General features: G+C 38.2%; 11 protein-coding genes and 1 tRNA gene. 5 read left to right on the top strand and 7 right to left on the bottom strand.

The features are described 5' to 3' along the window. The first annotated feature begins 319 nt into the window (after positions 1-319). The 5 genes from D0T84_RS19275 to D0T84_RS19255 all read left to right on the top strand — a co-directional run bounded on the left by D0T84_RS19275 (position 320) and on the right by D0T84_RS19255 (position 4,192). The gene (locus tag D0T84_RS19275; RefSeq protein WP_163309488.1) at positions 320-775 is read left to right on the top strand and encodes a DUF4494 domain-containing protein; all 456 of its coding nucleotides are present in this window, start codon (positions 320-322) and stop codon (positions 773-775) included. A gap of 49 nt (positions 776-824) precedes the next feature. Next, positions 825-1,493, top strand: coding sequence for a YggS family pyridoxal phosphate-dependent enzyme (locus tag D0T84_RS19270; RefSeq protein ID WP_163309487.1), 669 nt, complete (start codon positions 825-827; stop codon positions 1,491-1,493). A gap of 259 nt (positions 1,494-1,752) precedes the next feature. Then, a complete protein-coding gene (locus tag D0T84_RS19265) occupies positions 1,753-2,694 on the top strand; it encodes a hydrogen peroxide-inducible genes activator (protein ID WP_163309486.1) in 942 nt (313 codons plus the stop codon). A gap of 65 nt (positions 2,695-2,759) precedes the next feature. Next, positions 2,760-2,833: transfer RNA gene (locus D0T84_RS19260), tRNA-Ala, on the top strand. Positions 2,834-2,986: 153 nt separating this feature from the next. Then, positions 2,987-4,192 (top strand): site-specific integrase, encoded by a 1,206-nt coding sequence (locus tag D0T84_RS19255; protein ID WP_163309485.1) that lies wholly within the window; start codon positions 2,987-2,989, stop codon positions 4,190-4,192. A 12-nt stretch (positions 4,193-4,204) separates the two neighbouring features. Here the strand turns inward: D0T84_RS19255 and D0T84_RS19250 are convergent, their stop codons facing one another. The 7 genes from D0T84_RS19250 to D0T84_RS19220 form a co-directional block, all read right to left on the bottom strand. After that, positions 4,205-6,082 carry a hypothetical protein gene (locus D0T84_RS19250; RefSeq protein WP_163309484.1) on the bottom strand — a complete coding sequence of 626 codons (1,878 nt, stop codon included), beginning with the start codon at positions 6,080-6,082 and terminating at the stop codon, positions 4,205-4,207. Further along, a complete protein-coding gene (locus tag D0T84_RS19245; protein WP_163309483.1) occupies positions 6,079-9,534 on the bottom strand; it encodes a phage tail tape measure protein in 3,456 nt (1,151 codons plus the stop codon). The genes D0T84_RS19250 and D0T84_RS19245 overlap by 4 nt, the downstream gene beginning before the upstream one ends. Positions 9,535-9,642: 108 nt before the next feature. Further along, positions 9,643-9,849: a hypothetical protein gene (locus D0T84_RS19240; RefSeq protein WP_163309482.1), complete on the bottom strand. Its 207-nt coding sequence runs from the start codon at positions 9,847-9,849 to the stop codon at positions 9,643-9,645. Continuing rightward, on the bottom strand, positions 9,846-10,019 hold the full coding sequence (locus tag D0T84_RS19235) for a hypothetical protein (RefSeq protein ID WP_163309481.1): 174 nt from the start codon (positions 10,017-10,019) through the stop codon (positions 9,846-9,848). The genes D0T84_RS19240 and D0T84_RS19235 overlap by 4 nt, the downstream gene beginning before the upstream one ends. A gap of 234 nt (positions 10,020-10,253) precedes the next feature. Further along, positions 10,254-10,673, bottom strand: coding sequence for an N-acetylmuramoyl-L-alanine amidase (locus D0T84_RS19230; RefSeq protein WP_185155775.1), 420 nt, complete (start codon positions 10,671-10,673; stop codon positions 10,254-10,256). Next, entirely contained in the window at positions 10,657-11,115 is a 459-nt protein-coding gene (locus D0T84_RS19225; RefSeq protein WP_163309479.1) for a hypothetical protein, read from the bottom strand. Before D0T84_RS19225 ends, D0T84_RS19230 begins: the two co-directional genes overlap by 17 nt. Further along, a complete protein-coding gene (locus D0T84_RS19220) occupies positions 11,102-11,377 on the bottom strand; it encodes a hypothetical protein (RefSeq protein WP_163309478.1) in 276 nt (91 codons plus the stop codon). The genes D0T84_RS19225 and D0T84_RS19220 overlap by 14 nt, the downstream gene beginning before the upstream one ends. Positions 11,378-11,425 lie beyond the last annotated feature (48 nt).

Genomic DNA, 11,425 nt, shown 5'->3' with positions numbered 1-11,425 from the left:
GCCTAAATAAAACATTAGCAGGTGGAATATAAAATTTTTTCTTGTCTGCTTGATATTTGAAAAAATATCTGAACTTAAAGTATTAAGTATAAATACATTAGCATTTGGATATTCGTTGGTTGTCATTACTTTATAGATTTTGGTCAATCTACTAAGATATTGATAATCAGCGAACTATCCAAGTTATTTAATGCTTATTTTGTTGAAAATCAATCAATTATATCTATTTATAACGAACTGTTGATTTAATAGACATTGTGAATTAAATTGTTTATATTTGTGTCAGTAAATTATAGATTAAAACAATAACTTAAAGTATATGCACAATTGGTTTGAATGTAAGGTTAGCTACGAGAAAGTCCTTGAAAACGGGATGCAAAAAAAAGTAACCGAGCCTTACTTGGTGGATGCCCTATCCTTCACAGAAGCAGAAGCACGTATCATAGAAGAAATCAAGCCCTATATTTCGGGTGAATTTACAATAACGGATATAAAGAGGGCTAAACTATCCGAACTATTTTTTAATGACAATGGCGATCGTTTTTTCAAAGCTAAAGTGATGTTTATTACACTGGACGAAAAAAGCGGTACAGAGAAGAAAACTGCGGCACAAATGCTGGCACAGGCTTCCACTCTGAAAGAAGCGTTAAAGGTTGTGGAAAAAGGGATGGAAGGTACGTTGGCCGATTATGCGATTGCCTCCCTGTCCGAAACTGCAATCATGGATGTATTCCCGTATTCGGAAGATGAAAAGAAAAAAGTAATATTAGTTTGACGTACCGGAACTATAGACCGGATACTACATGCATCCGGAATTTATAATAATGAATATCTCAGATAATTTACATGCAATAAAGGATAGTTTACCCGGAACAGTAAAACTGGTAGCAGTATCCAAGTTTCATCCCAAAGAAGCTATACAGGAAGCATACAGCGCAGGACAAAAGATTTTTGGAGAAAGCAGAATGCAGGAAATAAGCCTGAAACACCAGCAATTGCCGGAAGACATAGAATGGCATTTTATAGGCCACCTGCAAACGAATAAAGTGAAAGCGATTATTCCATATACACATACAATACATAGTGTAGACAGTTGGAAATTGCTACAGGAAATAGAAAAACAGGCAGCTAATATAGAAAAGCCCATTTGTTGCTTACTGGAAATTCATATTGCAAAAGAAGATGCCAAATACGGACTGACCTTTGATGAATGCCGTAAAATATTGAATGAAGGTTTACATAAGCAATTAAAATATGCATATATAGGAGGTGTAATGGGCATGGCTACATTCACTGACGATATAGAACAAATCAGGACAGAATTTAATAGCCTGAAACGATTCTATGATGAACTAAAGAACGATTATTTCCCAGATAATGATCAATTCAGTGAAATCTCTATGGGGATGTCTGATGATTATAAGATTGCTATCGAAGAAGGTTCTACAATGATAAGAGTGGGATCTTCCATATTTGGCCACAGAGAATACTAAGAGCCTGTTTAAATTTTAGCGAAAATTTTTATTACAGGTTCTGATCAATAGTTATTAGCAATTTTTTTATGCTCTTTTTAGCGTATTTTTGGCTCTGCCGATTTTCAATTCCCTTTTTACTCTTGGTTTAGCCCGCTAATTAGCTCCGCTGACCGTTGGTTCGGCTAGCAAAAATGATAAAATCCATCTAAAAACAGCTATAAAAAAGATTTGCTATAAAATTTAAACAGACTCTAAACACTAACTAAATACAGTAGATATGAACATACAACAACTGGAGTATATTATAGCAGTGGACAATCATCGCCATTTTGCTAAAGCAGCCGAGGCTTCATTCGTAACACAGCCTACCCTGAGTATGATGATCCAGAAATTGGAGGATGAGCTGGGAGTAAAGATCTTTGACCGCAGCCAACTGCCTGTTCAGCCCACTGTAATAGGTGTACAGATTATTAATCAGGCGCGTGTGATTGTTTCTCAGGTAAAACAGATAAAGGAAATCATTCAGGAAGAAAAAGGAATAGTACAAGGGGTGTTTAAACTTGGTATTATCCCTACCATTGCCCCTTACCTGCTTCCTAAGCTGATGAAGATACATGATGAGAACGGATTTGACATTGTACTGGTTATAGAAGAAACTACCACGGGGCAATTGATAGAAAAACTTCTGAACGGAGCTTTGGATGGCGCAATATTAGCGACTCCACTAAAGAATGATAAAATAGCAGAGCACCCGATATACTACGAGCGTTTCTATGCTTATGTTTCTCCGCGTGAGACTTCGTTATATGCCAAAAAGGAGCTGGAGGAGGACGACCTGAATATAAACCGTCTTTGGCTGCTTGAGGAGGTGCATTGTTTCCGTGGGCAGATACTCCGGATATGCAATATGCGTAAACGCAAGAGTTCGCATTCTCTCTTTTCTTATGAGGCAGGCAGCATCAATACATTAATAAATATCGTGGATAACAATAGCGGACTGACAATTATACCAGAAATGGCTATTGAAGAGCTCAACGAGCAACAGAAAAAAAATGTCCGCCCGCTGAAAGGGATATCGCCTGTAAGGGAAATAAGCCTGGTTACCCGTCGCGAATTCCTGAGGGAAAGGGTTTTAGATATTATAATCTCAGAGATTAAGCAGTCTGTACCTCAGGCTTTATTAAATTCTGAGTTGAAAAAATTTATAGTGGATATTTGATATAAAGCCGTATAGCTTTTGGGCATTGATAAAAAATTATATATATTTGCATGCTCAAAACATCCGGGGCATTAGCTCATCTGGCTAGAGCGTTAGACTGGCAGTCTAAAGGTGATCGGTTCGAGTCCGATATGCTCCACAAATTTTCTAAAAACTGTTTATTAAAGCCACTTTCAGCAATAATAAATGTCTGTAACGGAAAATTTGATCAAAAAATAGACAAGTAAACGATTCTAATAAATTTTAGTTTTTATCTGTGTTTGTCGCGATTCACTTTTAAACTAATTTTATTATGGGTCGGAGAAAAGTTAAATTTGTCCTTCCGCGATTAAATAATTGCGGGGGTGACTTGAAGAAAGAATGGTATGTTGAATATTCCTATCGGGATGAAAGGAATGACAAACTGGAAAGGTTTAGAGTATATGAAGGCTTTAAGCCCTTAGATTCTGCAAAAAAACGGTATGAACACGCGCAAAGTATAATCAATGAAATTACGGAAAGGATTTTAAGCGGATGGACTCCATTCGATCTTGAAACTATTGTGGTCAATAATAATATTGCCTACAACATACAGGCGCGTGTATATGGATGCCGGGAGAAAACAGATAAGAATCTCTTCTACTATATCAATATATTCTTAGAAGAAAAAAAGCCCCTACTGAAAAAGAAAACACATCAGGACTATACATCTAAACTAAGGATTTTACATCAATGGCTTTTTGCAAAAGGCAAGAAAGACATTTTTGCTCAGGATATCACGAATGATATGCTGGCTGAATTCTGTTTTTACCTGATCAATGAACGTAAACTGGAACGAAGGACAATCAGGGATTTTTCAGCCCGGATAAGCCAATTGTATAACTGGATGATAAAGAAAGGATTTACAAATAAAAATCCTGTCTATGATTTACCGGAAGGAAAACAACGCGCCGACCATTCTGCCCAGCCAATGACAAAAGATGATGCAAAGCGGCTTTTGAATCATATGAAAAAACAGGATGAACAGGTTTATCTTTTTTGTGCTATGATATTCTATTGTGCCATTCGTCCCGGAACCGAACTTCGTTTACTAAAGGTAAAGGATATTAATTTCTTTACCAATACCATTACTATCAGGGAAGAGAACGCCAAAACAACAGAAGGCATTATTAATATGCCCCCTGAGATGATGCGTATTTTAAAAGGGATTAAACTATCCAGTTATGACCGTGAATTTTATATTTTCGGGAAAGAGAAAAAGCCGGGCCCTGATTGTTGGGGTAAAAATTATTTTAGGTTGGAACATAATAAATACCGTGATGAATTAGGTCTGCCAAAAGAATATAAGCTTTATAGCTGGAAAGCTACCGGGGCGATTCTTTTCGCTATGAGTGGGGCTCCGTTGCCGGCAATACGTGACCATCTGCGCCACACCCATACCACCACAACGGATATTTACCTTTCTAAGAAAATAGGAAAACAGAATGATTATGTGAAAAATAAGTTTCCAAAACTATGAAGATAAGAGGCGTTATGCCTCTTTCTTTTTCCCTTTCGGATAAAAATATCCCAAAGCATATTCCCCAAAGCCATCATTTGATATCGGCTTTTCGATTTTTAAGCAAACAAACTCACGATTACGGATTATAAATGTGGCTCTTATATTAAAATCTTCCCTAAGCCTGAATGAAAACTTATAAGGCTTGGTTGTATCAATATTGCTTGATAAATCGTAGATATTCTTTTTCAGCCATTCCAGACGGAAGGGATTCACCCCCGGTTCATTAAAATAATATTCCGTATTTTCGTCTCTGAAAAATTCAGCAAGCGATTCCACATACGAAAAAGGGTAATCATCTATCTGGTAATGTTCACGACCCGGTTCTTTCAACACTTTTTGTAATCCGGAATATAAGGCTACATACATTTTTGTAGGAGCTGTCACCGATTCTACTGCATCATTTTCTCCGTCTATCAATTCTTGCAAAGGGGTGGAATCTTCTACAACTTCATCAGCACTCTTCACTATGGGATCTGCCTCCAGTACTACAGGATATTGCGTAAGAGGGACGTTAACTGATGCAAATGACATAAGGCCTAGTATCATAGGTGCTGGTAATATATCGAAAGTAATATCTATTTCCTCCCGTTCGGTATCCTGTATCAGGTCTTTGAAAGAATCTACTTTCCGCGGATAAATTTCAATATCCGAACCTTCAACCTGCTTAAAGGCGATGTAGCTAGCCGGAGCAACAGTGTCGCCCCCCGGCGAATATTCGTTGAATATTTTTCTGAAACGGAAGGCATCTGTAGCATCATTCACTTGCTGTAGCAGGTCTGATAATGTGGTATAGGAACCGCCCTTTGCTGCCTTCTTTACAGATTTATCCAACTTCTGGTATAAATAGTAGTCATCATCAGAAGGACTCATATCATAACCTATATTGGCGGTTTGTATAGATCGCACATTATCTTCATCAACATCGAGCGTATATTCATCCAGTATATCTATCGTCATTGGGTCATCAATCAGATCATCCGATTTAAAATATAAACCTACCTGAAATTCATCCACAATAAATATACAGTCAAATTGTGTTTCAATTTTAGTGAAAAAATCATTAACTGTCCAATCCGGTAACATCTTGGAGAACTCTAATGTGTCAAATCCATGTACAACATACATATATCTCAATACCGGGTGTTCAGCGATTGAATTGAAAACCAATGTATAACCCAAATATTTTAATACAGATTCGATGATAAAGCATAAATATGGTTGTGGACGATAATTCTTATATTTATATAATTCTGCATTTGGATTCAACGTTATTGTATGATTTCCGTCAAACTGATAATAAAGTGCTAAGTGAGGATTTGCAGACGTCCCGATATTTTTCATCAGCCAGCGGTTAAAATGGAACGATCCCCCGTCTGTATAATCATAACCATCAAAATTTCGTGCGATAAAAGGCAATATCAACCAATTCCTTTCCGGGTAAGGATGACTTAAATCATCTTTTATAGTATCCGGATTCACATCGGCCTTCCCTAAATCCAAATCGCGCAATTTCAAATCCCCGCCAATCAGAAAATTCAATTCCGATTTTCCACTTGCAAGTTGAATCTTTACATCAGAATCGCCAAATCCTAATATTATTTCAGTTCCATTCAGCCTTATTTTATTATCTACCCACAAAACAGCGCTTCTGTTATATTGAATTCCATTTTCAATATTTACCCTGTCGATATGCCCGTAAATCCGTGAATTACGGAAATTCTTTAATGATAAAGTCAGGTCATAAGTATATTGTTCATTCTTGGTATATATAGGATTTTCTTCATACAATGTAAATGAAAAGTCTTCGGGTAATGACACTTCCTGTCCGTCTATTAATAATCGTATCATCGTTTTACATTTTTATCCATTCTCTCAGCTAAATTCAAAGCCTCTTCCATACCATATTTACCCTTTACATAATTACGGGCGTATAGCGGTTTACTGAACCTGTCGTCAATCAATGTCAAAGAATCTGCAACATTATTAAGTACAGCAATCAGGGCATCACTTTGCTGTTGGCGTTCCTGTTCGCTGGCCATGGAGCCTGTCGAAGGATTGAAAGCAACCCTTTCCTTGTATTCCATAGCTGTTGTAAAATCGCTTGTTTTCAGGCTCGATACTGTATTGTTGCGTTGGGCGATGTCGATAATATCCACAAATTGCCGTGCTTCCGGATTTGCAAGAGTTTCCTGGGTAACGACAAATTCACCCCTATGGACATAACCGGCTACATCATATTTACCGCCGGAGCCGGTATATCCGCCCGACCAATAATTTGCCATTGCCGCTTCATGTTGTTTTTTGATGGTTGCAACTTGAAGCATCCCGGCCGCTACTGCCGTGGCTGCTGCGATGGGTGCTAAAATCAAACCTGTTGGACCTGTTTGCAATGCTGCATTATACGCATTAATGGCAGATTGTGCTGTCGATGCTAAAGCCTGGGCAACTTGTATTTTAAAAGATTTTTCTTGTGCGGCTCTGTTTACTTCAGCCAGTTCTTTATCGCGCTGATCTTCCAGTTTTTTGACTTGCTTTGAATTATTACCTGCTGCCTTTATTTGTTTATCGTACTTTTTAGTGATGGCTGCCGTTTCTGCGTCATTAGCGGCTTGCATATAGTTGGAAACAGAACCTACAAGGCCTTGAATGACGTCCATATATGCTTGTACACGAAGGGAAACTGCCTCGCTAAAGCTGATAGCACCCGACATTAAAGCATCATCAATTTGCTCCATTCGTTCAAGCAATTGCAATATTTCATTGTCACCAAACAAATCTTTCCGTTTTGCAGCGTTGGATTTCTGCATTTCTATATCATCTTCAGCAATTTGCTTGCGTATATCAGCTATCTGTTCTTCTGTCATTCCTTCTATGCGAAGCCTTTCTTCCAGATATTTCTTCCGTATATAATTAAACTCCCGTTGATATTCAGCCTCAGAAATAAGATTTTTACTTCTTTTTTCCAACAGGTCAAGGTATTCTTTATCTTCTATACCAGAAATATATTTTAGTGAATCTTCAACAATTTTCAAAGTTTCTTCCTTATTCCATTTTAGCAAATCCTGCTCCTGTTGATATTTATCTTGTAGTTTTTTTTGCTGTTTATCGCGGTCAGCTATCTGCCGGTCTAAAGCTTTTGCGTCTATTTCAGCTATTTGTTTGACTATATTGATTTGTAGCGAAGGGTCTGTAACAGATTTCAATAACTCAACCAACTTATTTTTACGCTCTTTATCATATTCATCTTGTTGTTGCAAAAGAGTTTCCTTATATTTTTCTTCTGTTAGGATATCACCATCCAGATATGATTGCTTTATTTGGGCTAAATCTTTCTGATGCTTTGTTTCTATTTCAATCAGGGTATTATTTATAGTTTCGCGTTGCTTGGTAGCTGCATCTTTGTTTTTATCTTTACTTCCACCACCACTATTATTATTGCTATTTGTAGGAGATGACTTATCGGTTTTTATTATTTGACCATAAGCATCACTTAAGGCTTCGAGACGGGCTTTTGCAGCATCTGCTTTAGTTGTTATACTGTTTAATTGTTTTTCTGCCTCCGATTCATTCCCAGCCATTCCCATATTATACAGAGGGATAAACTGCCCAACTCCTCCTAAATCTGTTTTATTGTTTTCAATGATATCATTGTATTTTTTCTGCGCTTCCTTTTGTTGTTTTTCGTATTCTTCCAGTTCTTTTTGAAGATTATATTGTTCCTTTCTAAAGTTATATTTTACAGTACTTTCAAAATCTTCTTTAGCGTCTCCCTTTAATATATCATAAGTTTGACCTTCAACCCCACTGCGTAGTTTTAATTCAAATTCAATAGTAGCTTCATCTTTTGTTATTCCTAGAAAGGACTTATAGGCAGTTCTATCTTGTAATTTGTTCATCTGGTCAATTACATTAGTCCATCCATCTACAATTTTAGTAATCCAATCTACTACTGTTTTCATTGGCCCGGCACTATTAGAAAAAGAAAGCATTAGAGCCTCCCATGAAGATTGTAGACTTTTTACAGACCCATCCAGATTATTCATCTGATCATCTGCCAATTTTTCTAATTGGTCTCCCACACCGATAAGCGAATCTCTTAATGGAACCAACTTATCTGCACCTTGAAGAAATGTCTGGAATGCTGCAACACTACGTTTATCTGTCAACTCTAAGGCGGTGGCCAAATCAATACCTTTCGATTCCAGACTTTTGAATCCTTTTACTAAATCATCCAGATTTGTTACAGGCTGTCCCAATGCTTTTGCCAATTTACCATTCGAATCAGCCAGGTTTAACAATATATTACGCAGCGATGTGGCTGCCGATGATGCATCAAATCCGCTATCCGACAGGTTGCCCAACAATGCCAATGTGTCTTCTATCGAAAAGTTGAACGCCTTTGCCACCGGAGCAACAATAGGCATGGCGGTAGCAAGGTCTTCGAATCCCAAAGCCGATGCATTGGCTGCTATTGTCATTGCCGATACATATCGCTGGGTTTCTTCCGTATCGGCGTTGAACGCCCTTAATGAGGCTCCGGCTAAAGTGGCAGCACTGCCCAGGTCAGCGCCCAATGCTGTTGCAAATTGAAGGATATACTTTTGAGATTCTTTTATTTCCTGTTTGCTAAAGCCCAATTTTGCAAGTTCGGTTTGCAGTTCTGTCACTTGGGATGCTGTATATTGGGATGATTTACCCAATTCAATAGCACTGGCTGTCAAGTCTTTAATATTTTCGCGATTTTCTCCCAGTACACCTGCCAATACTACATTTGCTTTCTCAAAGCTTCTTATTTTATTTACAGCATCATATGCCGCAGAACCTAGCAGGCTCAATGCTTTGGTGTACAAGTTTCCCAGCATCACCTGTACACCGCTTATTATATTACCGGATTTCGTAATTTTGTTTTCGGAGCTTATCTTATCCAGTTCCTGACGGACTAAGCGTATTTTACGTTGCAGCTGATCCCATTCTTTCGATCCCCGTGCAACCTTCCCCGAATTAAGTTCTCCGTTTAATGCCATAAAGGCTGCCTTCAATTGCTTAGGCCCTGCGGCCGACAGGTTACTAAGGACTTTATTCACATCGAATGAGGAACGAACGATATTTTTCATTTCCTTATCTATGGATTGCAGGCCTTTTTTTGCCTTTTCGTAACCTTTTACATCCCCGCCTTTGTTCGCTGCAACCATAGCATCCTTGAAACCTTGAGCTTTTTTCTCAAGTGCGGTCAGTTCGTTGGCGGCCTGCTGCCCGTCCACCATTACCCGCGTTTGCGCCTGATTTACTATATCTGCCATTATATATAAGCTTTTTGGCGAATGTAGTGGACGGGAAAATCAGGAAAAAAGACATAAAAAAGCCTGTATTGCGAAATACAGGCTTCAGATTATAAAGATTTGAATAATTTATTTGTTAGCAATTCCGGTTAACAGTCGCTTTATTAACAAAAGGTCGGAAAGCCGTTTGTGTATATTTGGGCTCGAATCGTCCAATATAATATATTCCATTTCCATATCTATCGGTTTTATTATTTCACTGCTACATTCCTGTATGGTTTTCATAGCTTCAATCACATCATCTGTAATTACAACTCCGTTAATATTATGTGTCATTGCGCGCCTCCTTTCTTCGAGATAAAATGAAGGTCGAAATCATCGCATATAAAATGCAGATTATCCATATTCGGTTTAACGACTTCCTTACAGGCTGTAAGGTAAAAACTTCGCAGAATAGCTTTTGCCGATTTGACTGCCTCTTTCTTTTGACTTACTGTTGTTGACATAACTGTAAAATTTTAAATAAGGCAGGTCACCGTCAACAACATCTACAATAATAGATAAGTCTCGGGACTTACACCCGTATGCCTGCCTAATTATTAATTCTTTTAATAAAATCTGATTCATTTATTGTATTTTGTTGTTGACCTTGCAAATATGTGAATAATTTTCGATTTAACAAAATAAAAAAAGCCCGAACTGTCACAGTTCAGGCAATTCCAAAAGATTAAACTGTATATTTAAACATAGAACTCCTTTCTCACATCAAAGCACGGGCACGCCTTCTTTGCAAACTCATTATGCCCGTGAACTGTTGCCGCCGGAAAGGCTGCCATCAGTGTGGACACAACAGCTCGCATAGCTATCTTCTGTTCGGGCGTGCGGGTATCTTTGGGGTTACCATCTTTATCACAACCTCCGATATAACAAACCCCGATACTGCCGGAATTATGCCCCGAAACATGCGCGCCTATCTCTTCCAGCGGACGCCCGGCGTGTACCGACCCGTCCAGATGTATGACAAAGTGGTAGCCGATATCTCGCCAGCCATTGCCTTTGGGGGGCTTAGTAGTATGCCACAGCCGGATGTCATCTATGGTGAAGTCCACACCTTCCGGGGTAGCGGCGCAATGCAGGATGATTTTAGTTATTTTTCTCATTCCTTTTTTCATCTAATTTCTTAATGATAACATCCGCTATTTCTTCTTTATCAATGCCCTTCCACATTTCGGCTGCCGTTTTTGCGGCTTCTATATACCGGCCTTTATCCTTATCCTTTTCTCCTATGCTTTTGGCTTCCACAATACAGAATATTATTGTGATGGCTACCGTAGCATAAGGTATCATTGTTGTATGTATATCACAGGCGATAAGTACCAAGTCCATTGTTATAAAAATAAATAACAGATTAAAACGTTTCCGTAACTTATCCAGTGTCCTATCAAGGCCATAAGTATGCGTTACTTTTATTCCTGCTGCTTTCGATTTTCTTATCCCGGATATCAGGTCTAAACCTATGGCTATTAATACTGCAAGGCAACAAATTAAGGATTTCCATATTGCCGGCCAGTAAGGAGATAAGATTTCATTAAGTATGTCCATGTTGATAGATATTTATGAGATATGTTATAAATACAATTATCCCTACCGGAATACAGCCCAAAACTGTAGCAATCAAATCCATCCATGTAAACCCGGTTTTCCTTACATACTTATCAATGAATTCTTTTCCTAAACCGGCAATCAATGGGAACAAAAGAAACCACACCCATAAATAAGCCAATTGAGCCAAAAGAAGCCCAATAATAAAGTGCAATACCTTATCAATATTATTCCTGCACCAGTTCTCTATTTTCGTCTGCATTGTCCTGATAGATTAATTGATTGTCTTTAATATACTGCTTAGCTTCGT

This window comes from Dysgonomonas sp. 521 (genome assembly GCF_010501055.1).
Taxonomy (GTDB): Bacteria; Bacteroidota; Bacteroidia; order Bacteroidales; family Dysgonomonadaceae; genus Dysgonomonas.
Note: the sequence above shows the minus strand (reverse complement) of the source record. Positions and strands in the feature narration are given on the sequence as shown.

Excerpts from the sequence above, each read along its gene's own strand:
- D0T84_RS19240 (WP_163309482.1), bottom strand. The coding sequence starts at position 9,849 with ATGACACATAATATTAACGGAGTTGTAATTACAGATGATGTGATTGAA.
- D0T84_RS19225 (WP_163309479.1), bottom strand. The coding sequence starts at position 11,115 with ATGGACATACTTAATGAAATCTTATCTCCTTACTGGCCGGCAATATGG.
- D0T84_RS19275 (WP_163309488.1), top strand. The coding sequence starts at position 320 with ATGCACAATTGGTTTGAATGTAAGGTTAGCTACGAGAAAGTCCTTGAA.
- D0T84_RS19230 (WP_185155775.1), bottom strand. The coding sequence starts at position 10,673 with ATGAGAAAAATAACTAAAATCATCCTGCATTGCGCCGCTACCCCGGAA.
- D0T84_RS19270 (WP_163309487.1), top strand. The coding sequence starts at position 825 with ATGAATATCTCAGATAATTTACATGCAATAAAGGATAGTTTACCCGGA.
- D0T84_RS19250 (WP_163309484.1), bottom strand. The coding sequence starts at position 6,082 with ATGATACGATTATTAATAGACGGACAGGAAGTGTCATTACCCGAAGAC.
- D0T84_RS19265 (WP_163309486.1), top strand. The coding sequence starts at position 1,753 with ATGAACATACAACAACTGGAGTATATTATAGCAGTGGACAATCATCGC.
- D0T84_RS19220 (WP_163309478.1), bottom strand. The coding sequence starts at position 11,377 with ATGCAGACGAAAATAGAGAACTGGTGCAGGAATAATATTGATAAGGTA.
- D0T84_RS19235 (WP_163309481.1), bottom strand. The coding sequence starts at position 10,019 with ATGTCAACAACAGTAAGTCAAAAGAAAGAGGCAGTCAAATCGGCAAAA.
- D0T84_RS19255 (WP_163309485.1), top strand. The coding sequence starts at position 2,987 with ATGGGTCGGAGAAAAGTTAAATTTGTCCTTCCGCGATTAAATAATTGC.
- D0T84_RS19245 (WP_163309483.1), bottom strand. The coding sequence starts at position 9,534 with ATGGCAGATATAGTAAATCAGGCGCAAACGCGGGTAATGGTGGACGGG.